This is a genomic window from Aeromonas sp. PrichA-15, assembly GCF_017939245.1.
Classification (GTDB): Bacteria; Pseudomonadota; Gammaproteobacteria; order Enterobacterales; family Aeromonadaceae; genus Aeromonas; species Aeromonas caviae.
Genome location: NZ_JAGKRH010000020.1, coordinates 35,596 through 55,553, shown reverse-complemented (window position 1 = coordinate 55,553; position 19,958 = coordinate 35,596). Strand labels below are relative to the sequence as shown.

At 59.8% G+C, this 19,958-nt stretch carries 17 protein-coding genes and 1 other RNA gene; 1 reads left to right on the top strand and 17 read right to left on the bottom strand.

Going from position 1 to position 19,958, the window contains the following annotated elements:
* Positions 1–25 precede the first annotated feature (25 nt).
* The 14 genes from ftsA to J9889_RS03420 form a co-directional block, all read right to left on the bottom strand.
* Complete coding sequence (gene ftsA / locus J9889_RS03485; RefSeq protein ID WP_010675832.1) at positions 26–1,285, bottom strand: cell division protein FtsA; 1,260 nt, start codon at positions 1,283–1,285, stop codon at positions 26–28.
* Positions 1,266–2,018: a cell division protein FtsQ/DivIB gene (locus J9889_RS03480; RefSeq protein ID WP_029314839.1), complete on the bottom strand. Its 753-nt coding sequence runs from the start codon at positions 2,016–2,018 to the stop codon at positions 1,266–1,268. Before J9889_RS03480 ends, ftsA begins: the two co-directional genes overlap by 20 nt.
* A 97-nt stretch (positions 2,019–2,115) precedes the next feature.
* Positions 2,116–3,570 (bottom strand): UDP-N-acetylmuramate--L-alanine ligase, encoded by a 1,455-nt coding sequence (murC, locus tag J9889_RS03475; RefSeq protein WP_041211792.1) that lies wholly within the window; start codon positions 3,568–3,570, stop codon positions 2,116–2,118.
* 110 nt (positions 3,571–3,680) lie between these two features.
* A complete protein-coding gene (gene murG, locus J9889_RS03470; protein WP_010675835.1) occupies positions 3,681–4,748 on the bottom strand; it encodes an undecaprenyldiphospho-muramoylpentapeptide beta-N-acetylglucosaminyltransferase in 1,068 nt (355 codons plus the stop codon).
* Positions 4,745–5,929, bottom strand: a complete 1,185-nt coding sequence (ftsW, locus tag J9889_RS03465) for a cell division protein FtsW (RefSeq protein WP_210555974.1) — start codon at positions 5,927–5,929, stop codon at positions 4,745–4,747. Before ftsW ends, murG begins: the two co-directional genes overlap by 4 nt.
* The gene (gene murD / locus J9889_RS03460) at positions 5,926–7,209 is read right to left on the bottom strand and encodes a UDP-N-acetylmuramoyl-L-alanine--D-glutamate ligase (RefSeq protein ID WP_069785545.1); all 1,284 of its coding nucleotides are present in this window, start codon (positions 7,207–7,209) and stop codon (positions 5,926–5,928) included. Before murD ends, ftsW begins: the two co-directional genes overlap by 4 nt.
* 3 nt (positions 7,210–7,212) lie before the next feature.
* Positions 7,213–8,295, bottom strand: a complete 1,083-nt coding sequence (gene mraY / locus J9889_RS03455) for a phospho-N-acetylmuramoyl-pentapeptide-transferase (RefSeq protein WP_010675838.1) — start codon at positions 8,293–8,295, stop codon at positions 7,213–7,215.
* Complete coding sequence (gene murF, locus J9889_RS03450; RefSeq protein ID WP_180907142.1) at positions 8,289–9,644, bottom strand: UDP-N-acetylmuramoyl-tripeptide--D-alanyl-D-alanine ligase; 1,356 nt, start codon at positions 9,642–9,644, stop codon at positions 8,289–8,291. Before murF ends, mraY begins: the two co-directional genes overlap by 7 nt.
* Positions 9,641–11,125, bottom strand: a complete 1,485-nt coding sequence (murE, locus tag J9889_RS03445; protein ID WP_210555973.1) for a UDP-N-acetylmuramoyl-L-alanyl-D-glutamate--2,6-diaminopimelate ligase — start codon at positions 11,123–11,125, stop codon at positions 9,641–9,643. The genes murF and murE overlap by 4 nt, the downstream gene beginning before the upstream one ends.
* Positions 11,126–11,220: 95 nt before the next feature.
* Positions 11,221–12,987 carry a peptidoglycan glycosyltransferase FtsI gene (locus J9889_RS03440; RefSeq protein WP_010675841.1) on the bottom strand — a complete coding sequence of 589 codons (1,767 nt, stop codon included), beginning with the start codon at positions 12,985–12,987 and terminating at the stop codon, positions 11,221–11,223.
* The gene (gene ftsL, locus J9889_RS03435) at positions 12,984–13,298 is read right to left on the bottom strand and encodes a cell division protein FtsL (RefSeq protein ID WP_010675842.1); all 315 of its coding nucleotides are present in this window, start codon (positions 13,296–13,298) and stop codon (positions 12,984–12,986) included. Before ftsL ends, J9889_RS03440 begins: the two co-directional genes overlap by 4 nt.
* 3 nt (positions 13,299–13,301) lie before the next feature.
* A complete protein-coding gene (gene rsmH, locus J9889_RS03430; protein ID WP_109421765.1) occupies positions 13,302–14,240 on the bottom strand; it encodes a 16S rRNA (cytosine(1402)-N(4))-methyltransferase RsmH in 939 nt (312 codons plus the stop codon).
* Positions 14,241–14,699, bottom strand: a complete 459-nt coding sequence (gene mraZ, locus J9889_RS03425; protein ID WP_039040489.1) for a division/cell wall cluster transcriptional repressor MraZ — start codon at positions 14,697–14,699, stop codon at positions 14,241–14,243. It lies immediately after the preceding gene.
* A 591-nt stretch (positions 14,700–15,290) separates the two neighbouring features.
* Complete coding sequence (locus J9889_RS03420; RefSeq protein WP_210555972.1) at positions 15,291–15,500, bottom strand: hypothetical protein; 210 nt, start codon at positions 15,498–15,500, stop codon at positions 15,291–15,293.
* 259 nt (positions 15,501–15,759) lie between these two features.
* Here J9889_RS03420 and J9889_RS03415 point away from each other — a divergent pair, with 259 nt between their 5' ends.
* Entirely contained in the window at positions 15,760–16,377 is a 618-nt protein-coding gene (locus J9889_RS03415; RefSeq protein WP_210555971.1) for a recombinase family protein, read from the top strand.
* Positions 16,378–16,890: 513 nt separating this feature from the next.
* On the opposite strand, the gene J9889_RS03410 is transcribed toward J9889_RS03415, so the two are convergent.
* The 3 genes from J9889_RS03410 to rsmI all read right to left on the bottom strand — a co-directional run bounded on the left by J9889_RS03410 (position 16,891) and on the right by rsmI (position 19,932).
* Positions 16,891–18,603 carry a tyrosine-type recombinase/integrase gene (locus tag J9889_RS03410; protein ID WP_210555970.1) on the bottom strand — a complete coding sequence of 571 codons (1,713 nt, stop codon included), beginning with the start codon at positions 18,601–18,603 and terminating at the stop codon, positions 16,891–16,893.
* A gap of 46 nt (positions 18,604–18,649) precedes the next feature.
* An RNA gene (gene rnpB / locus J9889_RS03405) (RNase P RNA component class A) lies at positions 18,650–19,036 on the bottom strand.
* 62 nt (positions 19,037–19,098) lie between these two features.
* Positions 19,099–19,932 (bottom strand): 16S rRNA (cytidine(1402)-2'-O)-methyltransferase, encoded by an 834-nt coding sequence (gene rsmI / locus J9889_RS03400; protein WP_180907140.1) that lies wholly within the window; start codon positions 19,930–19,932, stop codon positions 19,099–19,101.
* Positions 19,933–19,958: the final 26 nt, after the last annotated feature.

Sequence of the window (19,958 nt, the reverse complement as noted above, 5' to 3'; positions counted from 1 at the left end):
TTATTTGCCTGACTCAGCAAAATCTTTAGAACTCGCCACGCAACCAGTTGCTGACCCGTTTGACCAGCCCACCTACGCTTGCCTTGGCGGCATATTCCTTGTTACTGCCGGTGGATTGGTTGGTGCGGCCGTACTGCAACAACCCGACCGCAGTCGAGTACACCGGTGCCTGTACGTAGTCACTCAATCCCCGGATATTCATGGGCTCGCCCACCCGGACCTGGCTCTGGAAGATCTGCTCTGCGCACTCCACAATGCCTTCGATCTGGGCCGCGCCACCGGTCAAGACCACACCGGCGGCCAGCTGATGCTTGACCCCCTGTGCCTTCAATTCGCTCTGCACCCGCACCAGCTCGTCATTCACCATGGAGAGCAACTCGGTGTAACGGGGTTCAATCACTTCCGCCAGTGTCTGCCGTTGCAGGCTGCGCGCCGGGCGACCGCCGACACTGGGCACTTCGATATTGTCTTCCTTGCTGACCAGGCGGCCGAGGGCACAGCCATAGCGCACCTTGATCGCCTCCGCATCCAGCGGCGGCGTGCCGAAGGCATAGGCGATGTCGCTGGTCACCGTGCTGCCCGCATAGGGAATCACCTTGGTGTGGCGCAGGGCGCCGCCGGTAAAGAGCGACATGTCCATGGTGCCACCACCGATGTCCACCACGCAGACACCAAGCTCCTTCTCGTCTTCGGTCAGCACGGCGTAGCTGGAGGCCAGGGCGGAGAAGATCAGCTGATCCACCCGCAGACCCACCTTCTCCACACACTTCTCGATGTTGCGCGCCATGTCGTTGTGGCAGGTGATGAGATGCACCTTGGCTGCCATCCGCACGCCGGAGAGGCCGACCGGGTTCTTGATCCCTTCCTGATAGTCGATGGCGAACTCCTGAGGCAGCACGTGCAGCACCCGGAGCTCGTCAGACAACCGCACCGACTTGGCGGTGTGGATGACGTTGTCCACATCCTCCTGGGTCACCTCTTCGTCGGAGATGGGCACCATGCCGGTCTCGTTGCGGCAATCGATGTGCTTGCCGGACAGCCCCAGATAGACGGAACTGATCTGGCAGTCTGCCATCATCTCGGCCTCTTCCACCGCGCGGCGCAGGGACTTGACCACGGAGTCGAGGTCATTGACCCCGCCCTTCTCCATCCCGCGAGAAGCGTGGCTGCCCATGCCGATGACATTGAGTTCGCCATCAGGCAATACTTCGCCAACCAGTACCGCCACCTTGGTCGTGCCGATATCCAGTCCGACAATCAAATTTCTATCTGCGGTGTTGGTCATTCACTTTCTCTTCGCTTTTCTTCCAGCCAACTGCCATCCCGGTGTCGTATCGAAGATCCACGTAAGCAACCCGCTCACGGGGCTCGATGACCGGAAAGGCATCGATAAACCGCTGCAGACGAAGCGCGATATCCGAGCGCCCCACAAACAGCTGAATGTTGCCATCCAGGGTCAGTTCCCAGGCATGGCGGGGGGTCAGATTCACCCCCAGCAACTTGTATCCCTTGGCCGCCAGCAGCGTTTCGTACTGATGGCTGGCTTCCAGCACCTTGGCGGCCTGATCATCGGGCCCGGACAACTGCATCAGGGGCTTCTTCACCCTGTCCGGGGCACTGAATACCTCACCCTTGGTGTTGACGAAGCGGTTGCCGTTCCAGCGAGCCGCCACATCCTGTTCCGTGAGATAGACCTTGATCTTGTTCGGCCACTTCTTTCGTACCGAGACCTGGGCCACCCAGGGCAGAGCGTTCAGACGCGCCTGCAATTCGTTCACATCCAGCTCGAAGAAGTTGCGAAGTTCGGCACCATCCAGCACGGCAGCACGCAACTCATCGGCCTTCAAATATTCGTGTTGCCCCTGCAGCAACAGCTCGCTCATGGGCAACCGACTGGCATCCGTCAGCCAGTCTTTAACATCCAGCGCAGTCTGGTAGAGCCCCCACATGACCAGGATGAAAAATGCCACCCCGGCGATGAAGCCCCCCTTGGTGCGCCCTTGTGCCCTTGCCTCCACCCGATCGATCCCCGTAAAACGCGCCATGCCGGCCACTTGCAGACCGGTTCGCCATTATATAGGCCTCGGCTTGGCGGTCAAAATACTCATTGGGCCCTCAGGCACCGGATTTCATGCTATCCACGCTCAATTTCATCTCGCCGAGACGACGGGCCAGTGCACCGACGTTCCCCGCCCCCTGGGTCAATACCAGATCCCCCTCGCCAATCAGGTCGGCCAGCACCGCGGGCACATCGTCCGGCGTTGCGACAAAGATGGGCTCCAGGGTGCCGCGGGAGCGGATGGAACGGCACAAGGCACGGCCATCGGCACCGGGAATGGGCTCCTCACCGGCGGCATAGACCTCCAGCATCACCAGCACGTCCACCTTGGAAAGCACATCCGCGAAATCTTCGTAGAGATCCCGGGTCCGGCTGTAGCGGTGCGGCTGGAACACCATCACCAGCCGCTTCTCGGGCCAGCCGGCGCGAGCGGCGTTGATGGTCACCTTCACTTCGCTCGGGTGATGACCGTAATCGTCCACCAGCATGGCCTTGCCACGGCCGGTTTCAAACTCGCCATATTGCTGGAAGCGGCGCCCCACCCCTTCAAACTTGGAAAGTGCCTGGATGATGGCCTCGTCGCCGATGCCGTCTTCGGTTGCCACCGCGATGGCGGCGGCGGCGTTGAGGGCGTTGTGGATGCCCGGCAGATTCAGGGTCACCTCCAGCTCACCCGCCCCCGCACGGCGCACCCGGAAACGGCTGCGATTGCTGGTCTGCACGAAGTCCAGCACCTGCACATCGGCATCATCGCTCAGACCGTAGGTGAGGGTGGGACGGGCGATCTCCGGCAGCATGCCGCGGATCACGGGGTCATCCACGCACACCACGGCCAGGCCGTAGAACGGCAGATTGTGCAGGAAATCGATGAAGGTGGCCTTCAACCTGGAGAAATCGCCGCCATAGGTGTCCATGTGATCCGCTTCGATATTGGTCACGATGGAGACCATGGGTTGCAGATGCAGGAAGGAGGCGTCGCTCTCGTCCGCCTCGGCAATCAGATAACGGCTGCTGCCCAGGCGGGCATTGGTGCCGGCGCTGTTGAGCAGACCGCCGATGACGAAGGTAGGGTCGCGATCCGCCTCGGCATAGATGCTCGCCACCAGACTGGTGGTGGTGGTCTTGCCGTGGGTCCCGGCGATGGCGATACCGTGACGGAAGCGCATCAGCTCAGCCAGCATTTCGGCGCGGCGCACCACGGGAATACGCAGCTCGCGGGCAGCCAGCAGCTCGGGGTTGTCCTGCTTGATGGCGGTGGAAACCACCACCACGCTGGCACCGTCCACATGCTCGGCACTGTGACCGACAAAGATGTGTGCGCCCAAAGAGGCCAGGCGTTCGGTCACCCCGTTGCGGGCCAGATCCGAGCCGGTCACCTGATACCCTTCATTGGCAAGCACTTCCGCAATACCGCCCATACCGGCGCCACCGATGCCGATGAAGTGGATGCGACGCACGCGGCGCATTTCGGGGATAACGGTACGCAGTTTTGCCAGTTCAACCTTGGTCATAGTTCTTTCTCAATTCGCGGCCACAGGCCATTTTCATTCGGCGACATTCATCAGTTCGAAGACAGAAGCGGGGCCTTGGCGGCACATCTTCGCCTTCCATCTCGTTTGGCTCAGCCGGTGGCGAGCCGTTTGCACTCATCGGCAACCCGTTCGGCGGCATCGATGATGGCGACCCGGCGCGCGGCCTGGGCCATGTTCAGCAGGGTTTCCCTGCGCCCGGCGAGCCAGGAGAGGCGCGACGCCAGCGCCGCCGGCGTCAGCTCGGACTGGGGCAGGAACTCGGCCGCACCGCCGTCGACCAGGGTCAGGGCGTTGCGGGTCTGGTGATCGTCCACCGCATGGGGCAGGGGCACGAAGATGGCGGCCACACCGGCAGCGGCCACTTCGGAGACGGTCAATGCGCCGGCGCGGCACACCACCAGGTCCGCCCAGGCATAGGCATCCGCCATGTCCTTGATAAATTCACTCACCTCGGCCTCGACCCCCAGCCCGGCATAGGAAGCAGCCACGGCCTCCCCATTGCCCTTGCCGCACTGGTGACGTACCTCGATGGGCACACCGGCAGCTGCAACCGCAGGAGGCACCTGCTCGTTGAGGACCCGGGCCCCCAGGCTGCCACCGACCACAAGCAGGCGCAGAGGATCGCTGCTGCTGCGCAGTTGGGGATCCGGCAGCGCCACCACCTCGGGGCGCACCGGGTTGCCCACCACGGCGGTGCGGGCATTGGGGGCGAAGGCACCAGGGAAGGCCATCAGCACCCGCCTGGCGATACGGGCCAGCAGCTTGTTGGTCAGGCCGGCGGCGGCATTCTGCTCGTGCAGCAGCAGCGGAATGCCGGACAGCCAGGCGGCCACGCCACCCGGGCCGGAGGCGAAGCCCCCCATGCCCAGCACCACATCGGGCTGGATGGTCTTGAGCACCTGGCGGGCCTGCAGCACGGATTTGATGACACGGTAGGGCGCCGCGAGCAGACGCTTGATGCCGTTGCCACGCACCCCCTGGATGTCGATGAAGGAGATGGGATAACCATGGGCAGGCACCAGCTCCGCCTCCATCCGGTCGGCAGTGCCGAGCCAGTGGATGGTCCAGCCCTGGGCCTTGAGGCGATCGGCGACAGCCAGGCCGGGGAACACATGGCCCCCGGTACCACCCGCCATCACCAGTAACGTCTTGCTCACGCAACCTCCCGCACGCGCGCCTGGGCACTTGCCTGGCGCAACTCGAAATCGATACGAATCAACATGCTCACCGCCACCATCATGATGATGAGACTGGAGCCGCCATAACTGACCAGCGGCAGGGTCAGCCCCTTGGTAGGCATCATGCCGCTGGCGGCACCGACGTTGACGAAAGTCTGGAAGCTGAACCAGATGCCGATGCCGATGGCCAGATAACCTTCATAGAGCCGCTCGGCCACCAGCGCCTGGTGACCCAGCTTGAGCGCCTTCACCGCCAGCGCAAAAATCAGGAAGAGTGCGCCAAGCACCCCCACGTAGCCCAGCTCTTCGCCCAGAATGGCGAACACGAAGTCCGTGTGGGCCTCCGGCAGGTACTCCATCTTCTGGATGGAGTTGCCGAGCCCCTCGCCAAACCAGCTCCCCCGACCAAAGGCCATCAGGGACTGGGTCAGCTGATAGCCGCTGCCAAAGGGATCGGCCCAGGGGTCGAGGAAAGAGGTCACCCGCCGCATCCGGTAGGGCTCCGCGATGATCAGGGTCACCACTGCGCTCACCCCCACCAGGATGAGACCGATGAACTGCACCAGCCGGGCTCCGGCCAGGAACAGCATCCCGAGGGAGGTGACGAACATCACCACCACTGACCCGAGATCCGGCTGGGCCAGCAGCAGGATGGCCACCACGAACAGCACCGCCATGGGTTTCATGAAACCGATGAAGCGCTCGCGCACCTCGCTCTGGCGGCGCACCAGATAGCCCGACAGATAGACGAACAGTGCCAACTTGCCGAACTCAGCCGGCTGCAAGTTGAAGGGGCCAAGCGGCAGCCAGCGTACCGAACCGTTGACGCTGCGGCCCACCAGCAACACCATCACCAGCAGCACGATGGCCAGCAACAACATGGGGCCGTTGTACTGCTGCCAGCGTGCCATAGGCACCTGCAACACGAACCAGGAGATACCCAGCGCCATCACCAGGAACATGCCGTGGCGCTTCACGAACATGAAGGGATCGTTGTTGATGGCGATCCCCTCAGGGATGGAAGCGGACGCCACTATCACCAGCCCGACGCCAATCAGGGCGAGGGCCAGCACCACCAGTTGCCGATCGTAGAGACCAGCGGGGCGCGCCGGTAGCAACCAGCGCTGCAAGAATCCCGCAACCACACGCAGGGCGTTCATAAGCCCATCACCAGTTCGGTGAAACGATCACCGCGCGCTTCGAAAGACTTGAACTGATCGAGGCTGGCGCAGGCCGGCGCCAGCAGCACCCAGTCACCAGGCTTGGCGTCGGTCGCCGCCTTGGCGACAGCAGCGTCAAGATCGGCAACTCGCTCGGTCTGTTCGCCCAGGGCCAGCAGCACCTCGGCATCCTGACCAAAGCAGTACATGTGATCGATCTGGCTGCCGAGCAGGGCCTGCACCGGGCCGAAGTCCTGCCCCTTGCCCTGGCCACCGGCCAGCAGCAGCAGGCGGCCCTTTACCGCTTCACGCACCCCGGCCACGGCGGCCAGGGTCGCCCCCACGTTGGTGGCCTTGGAGTCGTTGATCCAGCGCACCCCATTTACCTCCCGCACGAAGCGGGCACGGTGAGGCAGGCCTTCAAAGCGGCGCAGCACGGCAAGTTGTGCCTCGCGGGGAATGCCCACCGCATCGCACAGGGCCATGGCCGCCAGGGCATTGGCCTGGTTGTGGGCACCCACTATCTTCATCTCGTCCACCGCCAGGAGCGGCTCGCCGTGCAAGGTCAGCCAGTGACGGCCCTCCAGCTCGCAGCGACCGTAGCCGTTGCAGTCGAGGCCGAAACTCTGCCACACCTGACCCACATCGGGCAGGGTCTGGGGATCGTCGCGATTGATCAGGATGTGCTGGGAGTGCTGATGGATCTCCATCTTGGCGGCGCGGTAATCCGCCATGCCGGCATAGCGATCCATATGATCTTCACTGAGGTTCAGGACCACGGAGGCGGCGGCCCGCAGGCTGTAGGTGGTCTCGAGCTGGAAGCTGGAGAGCTCCAGCACGCAGAGATCCATGGGCTGCTTGAGGAGCGACAGCGCCGGGGTGCCGATATTGCCCCCCACACCGACCTTGAGCCCCGCCTCGGCGATCATCTCACCCACTAGCGTGGTGACCGTGCTCTTGCCGTTGGAACCGGTGATGGCGATGACGGGCGTCTGGGTTTCACGCACGAACAGTTCGATGTCACCGACGATGCGCACCCCGAACTCGGCGGCGGCCTTCAACTCCGGAGTCGCCAGGGCGATGCCCGGGCTCGCCACTATCATGTGCGCCTGCTTGAGCCGCTCAGCGTCCAACCCGTGGATGAGCTCCACCTCGGGGGGAAGCTCGTCCTTGCCCGGCGGATTGGTACGGGTGTCCATCACCAGCGGCGTGACGCCGCGGTCGAGGAAGTAATCGACGCAGGAGAGTCCGGTTTTGCCGAGTCCGATGATGATGACCATGGCTTACCTCACCTTCAGGGTGGCGAGGCCAAGCAGCACCAGCATGAGGGTGATGATCCAGAAGCGCACGATGACACGCGGCTCCGGCCAGCCCTTCTTCTCATAGTGGTGATGGATGGGGGCCATGCGGAAGATCCGCACGCCGCGCAGTTTGTAGGATCCGACCTGCAGGATCACCGAGACGGTCTCCATCACGAAGACGCCCCCCATGATCACCAGCAGGAACTCCTGGCGCACCAGCACCGCGATGGTACCGAGCGCGCCGCCCAGGGCCAGGGAACCCACGTCCCCCATGAAGACCTGGGCCGGGTAGGTGTTGAACCAGAGGAAGCCCAGGCCCGCGCCCACGATGGCGGTACAGACGATCACCAGTTCGGAGGTGTAGGGCACGTAGGGAATGTGCAGGTAGTTCGCGAAGTTGACGTTACCGGTCGCCCAAGCGATCAGGGCGAAGCCCCCCGCCACCATCACGGTGGGCATGATGGCGAGGCCATCCAGGCCATCGGTCAGGTTGACCGCGTTGGAGGTACCGACGATGACGAAGTAGGTCAGCAGGATGAACATCAGGCCGAGCTGGGGCATCACATCCTTGAGGAAGGGGACCACCAGCTGGGTCTGACCATCGTGGGTGGCCGTGGCGTAGAGGAAGACTGCCACACCCAGCGCGACCGCGGACTGCCAGAAGTACTTCCAGCGGGCGATGAGGCCATCGGTGTTCTTGCGCACCACCTTGAGATAGTCATCGGCAAAACCGATGGCGCCATAGGCCCCCAGCACGAACAGCACCAGCCAGACATAGGGGTTGTCGAGGCGGCACCAGAGCAGCACAGAAGTGAAAATGGCTGCAATGATCATCAGGCCGCCCATGGTCGGGGTGCCCTTCTTGCTGAGGTGGGATTCGGGACCGTCGTTGCGGATCACCTGGCCGAACTTCATGATCTGCAGGCGACGGATGAGGCGCGGCCCCATCCAGAGCGCCACCACCAGACCGGTGATGATCGACAAGATGGCGCGAAACGTCAGGTAGGAGAAGACGTTGAAGAAGGTGAAGTGCGGGGTGAGCAGTTCCGCCAGCCAGACTAGCATGTGGCTGACTCCTGATGGCCCTTGACCATCTCGACGATATCTTCCATGTGGGAGCCGCGGGCACCCTTGACCAAGATCGCGATTTCTTGATGTGTATTTATCATTTGCGCAAGCACTTCAAACAACGACGCCTTGTTATCGAAATGTCGGCCAGCCGCGGCATCTGCGGTGTGGCGACTCTGTTCCCCTACGGTCAGCACGGCATCGAGGCCCTGCTCACGGGCGTGGTGTCCGACCCGGGCATGCTGCGCGGCGGACTCCTCACCCAACTCTTTCATGTCACCGAATACCAGCACCTTGTAGCCGTTCATGGCGGTCAGGGCATCGATACCCGCCAGCACGGACTCCACGCTGGCGTTGTAGGTGTCATCCACCAGAGTGAGGCCACCCCAGCGTTGCACGCAGAAACGGCCCTTGACCGGCGCCATCTGCTCCAGCCCCGCCTTGACGGACGCAAGCGATGCGCCCAGGGCCAGGGTACCGGCGGCAGCAGCCAGGGCGTTGGCCACGTTGTGGCGACCCGGAATGGCCAGGGTCAGATTCACTTCTCCCTGGGGCGTCACCATCACGAACCCGGCACAACCCTGCTCGTTGAGCACGATGTCGCGGGCGTGGAACGGCTGACGCGGATCCTCAAGGGAGAAGGCGCAGTGGATGCCCTTTTCACGCCACTTCGGCCAGAACTCGTTGTCGGCATTGACGATGGCGGTGCCGCCCTCGCCTAACCCTTCGAAGATTTCGCTCTTGGCATGGAACACCCCTTCCAGGGAGCCAAAGCCTTCCAGGTGCGCGGCAGCGACGTTGTTGATGATGGCGGCGTCGGGTCTGGCGAGCGACGTGGTCCAGGCGATCTCGCCCGGGTGGTTGGCTCCCAGCTCCATCACCGCGAACTGGTGTTGCGGCTCGAGGCGCAGCAGGGTCAGCGGCACCCCCACCTCGTTGTTGAAGTTGCCGGCGGTCGCCAGCACCTCCCCTTCACAACGCAGGATGGCCGTCGCCATCTCCTTCACCGTGGTTTTGCCACAGCTGCCGGTGATGGCGAGCACTTTCGGATTGATGCGCTCGCGCACCAGCCTGCCCAGACGCCCAAGCCCCTTGAGGGTGTCGCCCACCACCAGTTGTGGAATGGCCAGCGGCAATTCGCGCTCCACCAGCAGGGCACTGGCGCCGGCGGCAACCGCCTGGTCGCAGAAATCGTGGGCGTCGAAACGCTCGCCGCGCAGGGCCACGAACAGCGCCCCCGCGCCCAGAGTACGGGTGTCGGTGCTGACCGCCGTGATCTCATGGTCGCCCCCGATCAGACGGGCATCGAGCACCTGCGCCAGGTCGGCAAGCCTGAGGGTCATCATTTGAATGACTCCATTAATGTGTGCAAGGCGGCTGCGACGGTTTCCCTATCGCTGTAGTGCCGCTTGTCGGTTCCAATGATCTGATAATCCTCGTGGCCTTTGCCGGCCACCAGGATGATGTCGTCTTTGCTCGCTTGGCTCAGTGCCAACTGGATTGCCTTGGTCCTGTCGTGCTCGATCTGCACGGCGCCGGGATCGCGAAGACCCGCCACCATGTCGGCCATTATCCGGGCCGGCTCCTCGGTACGGGGATTGTCGTCGGTCAGGATCACGCAGTCCGCATGCTGCTCCGCCATGGCAGCCATCATGGGACGCTTGCCGCGATCCCTGTCGCCGCCGCATCCCACCAGGCACCAGAGCCGGCCGTGACAGTGCACCCGCAGGGCCTGCAATGCCTTCTCCAGCGCATCCGGGGTGTGGGCGTAATCGACCACGGCGAGCGGCGCATCGCCACCGCCGAAGCACTCCATGCGACCGGTCACCGGTTGCAGTCTGGGGGCCGTCGCCAGCAGGTCATCGAAGTCGTAGCCGAGCACCAGCATGGCACCCATGGCGCCCAGCACGTTGCTGACGTTGAAGCGGCCGAGCAAGGGGGCGGATAATACACCATTCCCCCAGCTGGAGTTAATGCGCGTATCAAAACCTTGTTGGTGGAAGTGGGGATCCTGCGCCGTCAGTTGTCGTCCGGCATGGTTTTCAATCGGACCATGAACCCCGAAGGCCACTGCACCGGGATAGGTCGCCAGCCATTGCCGTCCCAGATGGTCATCGGCGTTGATGACGGCGCAAGGCTCATCCACCAGCTTCAGCAGCTCCTCCTTGGCGGCGGCATAGGCCTCCATGGTGCCGTGATAGTCCAGATGATCCCGGCTCAGGTTGGTGAAGACTGCCGAGGCAAACGGCAGGGCCGCCACGCGATGCTGCACTAGACCGTGGCTGGAGACCTCCATCGCCACCAGATCGGCCCCCTGCTGCTGCAAGGCGGCCAGATTGGCCTGCACCTGGACCGCGCTGCCCGTGGTGTTCTCTGCTTCGATGAGCTCGCCAAACAGACCGTTGCCTATGGTGCCCATGACCCCGGCCTTGCCCCCCAGCAGGGTGCGCCAGTTGGCCACCAGCAGGGCCGTGGTGCTCTTGCCGTTGGTGCCCGTGATGCCCACCAGTTGCAACTTTTGCGCAGGGTGACCGTAGAAATGGCCGGCCAGCTCGGAGAGACGAGCGGGAAGATCCCTCATGCCGATGCAGGGGATCTGGGTCGCCGGAGGGACGAATTCTCCGTCCTCCTCAAACAGCACGGCGGTCGCTCCCTGAGCCACCGCCTGTTCGATGAAGCGCCTGCCATCCACCTGATGGCCACGAATCGCCACGAAGAGCGAGCCGGGACCGACCCGCCGGCTGTCGAGCTGGAGATCGTTGAGGGAAAGCGCCGGGGCATCGATGCCGAAGCGGCTCATCAGTTGATCAAGTGTGCGGGGCGGCATGGGAAGCCTCCGAAAATGCGGGAATGCGGGCGCTCGTACACGCCATGGAAAACGCCCCGACAGCAGCGGGGCCGATGGAAAAAACCGGATGCCCGTCAAGTACGCGGTGCGCCATTGTTGGCCTCCGTGCGGGCAAGCTTGGCGGGCACCTCGGGCGGGATCGCATCGGGACGGATGTTGAAGAGCTGCAACACGCCTCCCATGGCCTCCGCAAAGGGCGGGGTCGCCACGGCACCGCCGTAGTAGGCATCCCCCTTGGGCTCGTTGATCACCACCACCATGACGAAACGGGGATTGCTGGCTGGCGCGAAACCGGCAAACCAGGCCATGTAGTCCTTGCCATAGCCCCCAGCCACGGCCACCTTGGCGGTACCACTCTTGCCACCGACCCGATAACCGGGGATCTGGGCCTTGGGAATGGCATTGCTGACCACGTACTCCAGCGCCTGCAACATGGCAGCGGCGTTGTTGTGATCGATGACCTGCTCACCCTTGGGCGGCTTGGTCACCTTGATGATGGAGAGCGGCACCCGCTTGCCCTTGTTGGCCAGGGTGGCGTAGGCGGAGGCCAGCTGCAGCGGGGTCACTCGCAGACCATAACCGAACGACAGGGTGGCTCGCTCGATGTCGGACCAGCGGCGACGCTGGGGCAGCATGCCGCTGCTCTCCCCCATCAGGCCGCTGCCGGTGTCCATGCCGAATCCCACCATGCTCAGGGTATTGATCATCTCCTGGGCCGGCATCCGCAGCGCGATGCGCGACATGCCGATGTTGGAGGAGTAGCGCAGGATGTCGTACAGGTTGGTCGCCTTGTGGATACTCACGTCACGGATCTGCTTGGCCCCGATAAAGAGGGGGCCGCCCGGGATGAAGTCCTTCCAGCTGGTGACACCGGCTTGCAAGGCACTAAGCAAAATCAATGGCTTGACCGTGGAGCCCGGCTCATAGGTATCGGTCACCACCCGGTTTCGCACCCGGAAACTCTGGTACTGGCCGCGGTTGTTCGGGTTGTAGGAGGGGGTGTTGACCATGGCGAGCACCTCGCCGGTCTTCACATCCAGCATCACCATGGAGCCGGAGGTGGCCTTGTTCTCGTCGGTAGCCCGTTTGAGGGCGCGATAGGCCAGCGCCTGCACCCGCTGATCGATGCTCAGTTGCAGATCGTTGGCGTGCTTGCCCTCTTTCACCAGGCCCAGGCGCTCGATGACGCGGCCCTGCCTGTCCTTGCGCACCCGCATCTCGCCAGGGGTTGCGGTCAGCCACTCGTTGTAGCTGCGCTCAATCCCCTCGATGCCGCTGCCATCGATGTTGGTCACCCCCACCAGGTGGGAGCTTATCTCGCCGGTCGGGTAGAAACGGCGCGCCTCGGGGCGCAGATAGATGCCCCCCAGCTTCAACCCCTTGATGTACTCGGCCACCGCAGGCGTCACCTGTCGCTGCAGATAGACGAAGCGCTTGCTCGGGTTGGCGATGCGATGCTTGAGGGTGTTGATGTCGAGCTTGAGCACGGCGGAGAGTGCCAGCCAGGCACGCTCGTTGTGGATGGCACCGGACTCGTGCACCGTCTTGGGATCGGCCCAGACCGCTTCGACCGGCACGGATACCGCCAACTGTTCGCCATTGCGGTCCGTGATCATGCCGCGCACCGCCTGGGTGGAGGTGGTGCGCAGGGAGCGCATATCCCCCTCCTGGCGCAGTCTGTCCGGATCGATCACCTGGATCCAGGCCAGCCGCAGGATCAGCCCCGCAAACGCGATGCCGATGAAGAAAACCAGGGTACGAAAGCGCCACGGGTAGAGTGAGGGTGCTTTCGCCTTGGCTTTGTCCTTTGCCGGAGCCTTGGTGGCGGCCTTGCGTGTCATGGTTGTGTAATTACCTTTTCAGTGGTCACCAGGGGACGAGCCATCTGCAACTTGTCCATGGCCAGACTCGCCACCCGGGAGTGCTCAGCCAATGTGCCCTGTTCCAGCAAGAGGTGGCGCCACTCGATGTTGAGCCTGTCCTCCTCCGCCATCAGATCGTTCTGCTTGGCCGTCAGACCCCGGGTCATGTTGGTCACCAGGATCACCGCAAAGGCGGTGACCAGCACGGCGACGGTCAACAGGACCTGCAACTTGTGGCGCCAGAGATCCGCAACGATCTCCCTGGCGAGGTGAACGCGCACGTCGCTCATCGTTTACTCCGCAAGACGCTCTGCGACCCGCAGCACCGAACTGCGGGACCGGGTGTTTTCATTGACCTCGTGGTCGGAAGGCTTGAGCGCCTTGCCGATCGACTTCAGCTTGCGACCACCGGCAAGCTGGGCTTCAGTCAGGGGGATGCCGTGGGGTACTTCAGGACCTTTCTCGTGCTTGCGAATGAAATGTTTCACCAGCCGATCTTCCAGAGAGTGGAAGCTGATGACGGAGAGACGGCCGTGAGGAGCCAGCACGTCCAGCGCGCCGTTGAGGGCGGTTTCGATCTCGTCCAGCTCGCTGTTGATATAGATGCGGATGGCCTGGAAGCTGCGGGTCGCCGCGTGCTTGCCCTTCTCCTTGCTCGGGTTGACCCGGGAAATCATCTCCGCCAGTTGGCGGGTGCGCACATAGGGCTCGGTCACCCGATCGTGTACGATGGCGCGAGCAATCTTCTTGGCGAAGCGCTCCTCACCGAAGGTTTTCAGCACCCAGGCGATGTCGTCCACATCGGCACGGGCCAGCCACTCGGCGGCGCTCTGACCGGAGGTGGGATCCATCCTCATGTCGAGCGGGCCGTCCTTCATGAAGCTGAAGCCACGTTCGGCATCGTCAAGCTGGGGGGAGGAGACACCGAGATCCAGCAGGAAGCCATCGACCTTGCCCAGCAGGCCGCGCTCGGTCAGATAGCGGGTGATGCCGGAGAAGGGACCGTGCACGATCTCGAAACGGGGATCCTGGATCTTGGCCGCCTCGGCAATGGCCTGGGGATCCCGGTCGATGGCGATCAGACGGCCGTTCGGGCCCAGATGCTGGAGAATGAGACGAGAGTGACCACCCCGGCCAAAGGTACCGTCGACGTAGATACCGTCCGGCTTGATGGCCAGCCCTTCGACGGCTTCGTGCAACAGCACTGTGATGTGTTCAGCGGCTTGGGTCATTTATAAAGAAAAATCCTGTAGTCGTGGTGAACTTGCCCAGTCGTCCTCGGGCAGGCCCAGGATGTCGTCGTTGATCTGTTGTTGCCAGCGGGCTTCATCCCACAGCTCGAATTTGTTGAGCTGGCCCACCAGCATGACTTTCTTGTCCAGCCCGGCATGGCTGCGCAGCGGCTGGCTGAGCAGCAGACGGCCATTGCCATCCAGTTCGCATTCGGCCGCGTGGCCGAGCAGCAGACGCTGCAGGCGGCGTTCCGCCGGGTTGGTGCTGGAAAGGGTCTTCAGCTTGCGCTCCACCTCTTCCCATTCATTCAGGGGATAAAGCAGCAGACAGGGATGGGCGATGTCGATGGTGCAGACCAGCTGGCCGTCGCATTCGTCGCGCAGCCAATCACGAAATTTGGTCGGAATCGCCAACCGCCCCTTGCTGTCCAGGCTGATGGCGTGAGCGCCACGCAACAAATTGCAGTCCCCGAAGGTGAGTTATGGGGGCTAGATGCCCAATAAAACCACTTTGATCCACTTTTCTCCACCATGAAGTTTAAGGACGAGCAGGGGGCTTTTCAAGCAAGGATCTCGGGCATGGGGAACATATTGACGCAGCGTGATGAGACTACCGATTAAATGAATTGATTTTCCACAAGTTATTTGTGTTACCCGCAACTCGATTAATTTTCAGCAATTAAAAAACTGACAAATTGCACGAATAAACATCAGCCATGCAGGCCGCGCTTCTCCAGCGCCATCACGATATTCAGAACATGGAAAAATTCCACATAACAGATTGATATAAAATACATTTGTTAAACATAGCTAGCCCAACAGTAAATATCACGAGTCAACCGAGGCAGTACTTTATGGTTAATAAAAAGAGCCTTGCGATAAATCGCAAGGCTCTTCAGGAAAGAGGTCGGAGTCGGCCTGTAAGCCGTCCTCTACATCAACAGAGCAATAGCGGATTGTTGTTTAAAATCAGCAAGTTATAGATTTATGCTCTCTATCGTCTGCTGGCAAGAATCCACATTGTTGCACACCTTGAACCACAGTTCATCCCTACAAGCGGTCGGTGTTTATGTACTTGGCGCACCGCTTTGCCTTGGGTTTGGTAATCACATGAAGCTCACCGCGCTTGTTCTCATAGGTACAGACGCGCTGTTGCTTCACCACTTCATCGCGGATCAGGTTGTACTGACTGTATGCAGTTGAATGGCTCACCTGCGATACCGTAGCCATGACCAACATGATAATAATTCTCAATAACATCGCTTCCGCTCCCCCTCACTGAAATCTTGATGTCATCATAACTGTTCAGAAAGCGCTCAACACCAATTAACAAAACCAAACGAACCCCTTTGTTAAATTTTTTTTAAATTTTGAAATATCGCACAGGTTTTCATCAGTTTCATTGGGTATACCTAAAAGAAACTAGTTTTCTATCTTGATTTTCTTTGGTTGCTTACTTACAAAACCACTTAAAGTAAACTATAGTTATGAAACCATATAAAAGAAACCAGAGGACAACATGAGTAACCGGATCTATGGATACCTGCGAGCCAGTACCGACGAACAAGACGCCAGCCGCGCAAAAGAACAGTTGATCGAGTTTGCCCAAAGCCAAGGGCAACAGATTGCCGGATGGTTTGTTGAAAATGAATCAGGGGCCAGTCTCAAACGTCCCGAGTTGTTCCGGCTACTCGATATCGCCCAGCAAGGGGATTGCCTGCTGGTGGAACAGGTAGACCGTATCAGCCGCCTTAACGGTGAGGACTGGGAAAGCCTGAAAGCCATTATCAAGGCTAAAGGAGTGCGGATCGTGGCGCTGGATTTGCCCACCAGCCACCAGCTTATGACGACAGGGGACGAGTTCACCAGTCGGATGCTAGACGCATTAAACAGTATGATGCTCGATATGCTCGCCGCCATTGCTCGCAAAGACTACACCGACCGCCGCCGCCGTCAGGCTCAAGGCATCGCCAAAGCCAAAGCCGAAGGACGCTATAAGGGTCGCCCAATTGATGCGGCACTTCACGAAAAGATCCAATTGGCCTTGTCTGCGGGATGGTCTTATAGCAAGATTGAAGATATGTATAAATGCAGTCGAGCAACGATTGCAAAAGTAGCTAAAGATAAAAAAATCTAAAATGGAGTTCTGCTATGAGGCTCAGGGCGCCCGAATGAACGTTTTTGAGCTAAAAACACTTACCAACGCCAACCAAATTGATAAAATGAAGACTTTTTAGATGGAATATAGCGATGCTAACCAATAAACTGATTTTCGTAGTTCCTATATTATTCTCAGGTGCAGTCTTAGCAAAAACTCCCACTGAATGTGATTATCTTAGGGATAGTAGTTTACCAACTAGGGAAGGTGCGAACAAGTATCCCACGAACAAAAAATGAAAATTTTAGTCATTTAATATCAATGGGTTACCAGTAAATGCTCTCGTGCCATATGACTTATTCGCACCTTCCCTAGCATCTCCCTGCTCGGCTGCCTGAATGACTTGGGGAACATCTGATGCCGTTGATGCAGCGTAGGCTGGCGATAACATTAAGATAATGACGAGGGCAATGTGTAGTATTTTCATGCTGTGATTTCATCCATTGATCAATGGTTATGGCTCAATACTTACTGAACATTTTCTATCTCGCCCTAACTGGACCACCAAGGATCATCTGCAATATCGCTGTAATCAGTGATCATATGAGCGTGCGTATAGCGCGTGGTGATACTTCTTGTGCCTTCATGACCGACAAAGCGTTGCAAACGATGATAATCCACATTTTTTGCCTGCTTGAACGTAACAAAGGAGTGCCGGAAACTATGGAACACCAAGCGACCTTTACCATTTTCTTCTGTCTCACCAATCTCAAGCAACTGGCGCACTTTGTTTGCTCTCTCGGTAATGTCGTTCAGCCTTTCCGCTGGATAGAGTACACCATCAAGTGACCGTAGATATTCGACAAATCCCAGTGCCTCAAGCTCTTTCGCTATCGTTACCGGACGGGTTGCAGCAGCGGTTTTCCCCTCTTGGATCCACAGGTAATAGCGGCCAGAATCCTGATCCTGTTTTAATGAGTATCGAGAAACATTGGCAATTTCGCTACGGCGCATTCCCGTAAATAGTACCAGCAGAAACACCCAGCGCATGGGGCTATCAGGTTGTGCCAGCCAATACTCGTATATCTGGCGCCCCTGAGCCTTGGTATAGGCCCCCCAGGTCACATCTTCCGATGGTGGCTTTTTCAATCCGGTTGTGGGAGATGTAGTGAACATATCCTTTTCATCTGTTAAGAAAGCACTAAACAAACTTTGATAAAATTTGAGTAACTCTCCTGCGGTTTTAGCAGCTATCAAATGATCTTTTTCAATTTCTCCTGCTTTTGCCAAATCCACCTTTTCAGCCATGCTCATGGTGTTATAGGGCGAAAGATTACCTTTCGGCATCTGCTGATAGACCTCAAGACATTCACGCAATGCCTGCTTGGTGACGTTGTGGGTTTCAATATCCCCCAACATCGCCAGCGTAAAATCGAGATAACGGTCATAATCCTTAATCATTTTTCCCGTTAGATTTTTTTTGAATTTGATAAATTTCTTATACGATTCAGACAGTAACAGGGATGTTTCGGTCATGGCAGGAGCACGACTAACCCCACCTGCAATACTTTGTCTGGCGACAACAGCAAGCACCTTGTCTTGGGCTTCCTTGGCGGCTTCGCATTCACGATACGCCACCAGTTCAGGGGTGAGATACCGCTCCAACAGTTGGTTACGCATCAGCTCATAGAGGCCAGAATCCCCCTGTAACTTCGCCAGCCGCGCTTTGATGTAAAGAAGTTCATCCCTGTAGGCTTCCCGCTCAGAAGCAGCGATATCGAGGCCAGAGAGCGGGGATTGTGCAAAGATGCGCTCGGCATCGTCCTCCGTCTCAATACTTTCCAAGAGAATCAACTTCTCTTTCAGATACGGCGCGATAAAGTCATCTATGGCATCTTGCTCGGCATACAGTCCTTCTTCTGGGAAATCCTCGAAAGGGGCATTCAGATCAGCCACCACCTTGACCACACTCTGTTCATCTTGGGCGGTCAGCTCATTCAATCGCTGGATAGAAGGGACAAGATCCTCTAACAGCTCCTTTTCACTCTTCACCTGCGCCATTTCCTTGATCTGCTGAAAGATTGGCAACCACTTTGCCAGACGCAAACAAGCCAATCCAGCATCACGGGTATGGAGAGATCGACGGATCACTTTTGGGCGCTGGCTAAGCGCTGTAGGGAGGCGAAAACAGGCGTAGAAAACGCCATTGCGGCGGGTCAGATAGTGAGGAATGTTCCCCACTTTGTTACTCAGTTTGTTCCACATATGACAAGAGCCTAGCGTTTTACCGCTAAGCTCTTGATTTGAATTAGGTCGGAGTCGGCCTGTAAGCCGGGTTCTGTACCGGGTTGCCCCGGGTAGCAATCATTCCTCTAGGCCAGCAATCGCTCACTGGCTCAAGCAACCTACCCGCCCCCAACGCGGGCCGCGCCAATAGGGGCCTATTTGGTCTTGCTTCGGGTGGAGTTTACCGTGCCACGAACTGTTGCCAGTCGCGCGGTGCGCTCTTACCGCACCCTTTCACCCTTACCTGATCCCTTGCGGGCCATCGGCGGTCTGCTCTCTGTTGCACTGGTCGTAGGCTCGCGCCCCCCAGGCGTTACCTGGCACCCTGCCCTATGAAGCCCGGACTTTCCTCCCCTCCGCCCGTCTGTCCCGAGGGACACAACGACGAAGCAGCGATTGCCCAGCCAACTCCGAGGCGCGGATTATAGCCTCGTGAAGCGGACGGGGTAAACCGGCAATTCCCGATTACGGCAATTAATGATGCTCGAGACCGTACTTGTAGAGGGCATTCTTCTTCACCCCGTGGATCTCGGCGGTGAGGGCCGCCGCCTTCTTGAGCGGCAGCTCGGCCACCAGCAGCCCCAGGGTGCGGATCGCCTCCGCAGGCAACTCGTCATCCACCTTGCTGGCACCGGCGACCACCAGCACGATCTCCCCGCGGCAACGGTTATCGTCCTCTCCGAGCCAGGCCAGCATCTCGGAGGCGGGCAGACCGTGGATGGACTCGAAGGTCTTGGTCAGCTCGCGGCACACCACCACCTGGCGCTCACCAAGGATGCGAGCGATCGCTTCCACCGTCTCCTGCACCCGGCGCGGCGATTCGTAGAACACCAGAGAGCGGGTGTCTTCGATGACGGCTTGCAGGCGATCATCCCGCCCCTTGGCCTTGGCCGGCAGGAAACCCTCGAAGGCGAAGCGGTCGGTGGGCAGCCCGGCGGCGGACAGCGCCGTGATGGCGGCGCAGGGACCGGGCAGCGGCACCACCTTGACCCCGGCTTCACGACAACGGGTGACCAGGTGATAACCGGGGTCGCTGATGAGCGGCGTCCCCGCATCGGAGACCAGGGCCACGCTCTTGCCCTCCTTGATGCGGGCGATCAGCACATCCGCCTTTTGCTGCTCGTTGTGATCGTGCAGAGCAAAGGTCGGTACCGAGATCTGGTAGTGGCTGAGCAGGATCCCGGTATGCCGGGTATCCTCGGCGGCCACCAGATCGACGCTGCGCAGCACGTCCAGTGCTCGCTGGGTGATGTCGGCCAGATTGCCGATCGGAGTGGGGACTATATACAGGGTTGGGATGTCACTCATGGGAGCTCCGAGTGTCCCGACAATTG

Bases quoted from the DNA above. Each gene is read 5' to 3' on its own strand.
- ftsA (WP_010675832.1), bottom strand. From the start codon at position 1,285: ATGACCAACACCGCAGATAGAAATTTGATTGTCGGACTGGATATCGGC.
- murC (WP_041211792.1), bottom strand. From the start codon at position 3,570: ATGACCAAGGTTGAACTGGCAAAACTGCGTACCGTTATCCCCGAAATG.
- ftsW (WP_210555974.1), bottom strand. From the start codon at position 5,929: ATGAACGCCCTGCGTGTGGTTGCGGGATTCTTGCAGCGCTGGTTGCTA.
- murD (WP_069785545.1), bottom strand. From the start codon at position 7,209: ATGGTCATCATCATCGGACTCGGCAAAACCGGACTCTCCTGCGTCGAT.
- mraY (WP_010675838.1), bottom strand. From the start codon at position 8,295: ATGCTAGTCTGGCTGGCGGAACTGCTCACCCCGCACTTCACCTTCTTC.
- murF (WP_180907142.1), bottom strand. From the start codon at position 9,644: ATGATGACCCTCAGGCTTGCCGACCTGGCGCAGGTGCTCGATGCCCGT.
- murE (WP_210555973.1), bottom strand. From the start codon at position 11,125: ATGCCGCCCCGCACACTTGATCAACTGATGAGCCGCTTCGGCATCGAT.
- J9889_RS03440 (WP_010675841.1), bottom strand. From the start codon at position 12,987: ATGACACGCAAGGCCGCCACCAAGGCTCCGGCAAAGGACAAAGCCAAG.
- ftsL (WP_010675842.1), bottom strand. From the start codon at position 13,298: ATGAGCGACGTGCGCGTTCACCTCGCCAGGGAGATCGTTGCGGATCTC.
- rsmH (WP_109421765.1), bottom strand. From the start codon at position 14,240: ATGACCCAAGCCGCTGAACACATCACAGTGCTGTTGCACGAAGCCGTC.
- J9889_RS03420 (WP_210555972.1), bottom strand. From the start codon at position 15,500: ATGTTATTGAGAATTATTATCATGTTGGTCATGGCTACGGTATCGCAG.
- J9889_RS03415 (WP_210555971.1), top strand. From the start codon at position 15,760: ATGAGTAACCGGATCTATGGATACCTGCGAGCCAGTACCGACGAACAA.
- J9889_RS03410 (WP_210555970.1), bottom strand. From the start codon at position 18,603: ATGTGGAACAAACTGAGTAACAAAGTGGGGAACATTCCTCACTATCTG.
- rsmI (WP_180907140.1), bottom strand. From the start codon at position 19,932: ATGAGTGACATCCCAACCCTGTATATAGTCCCCACTCCGATCGGCAAT.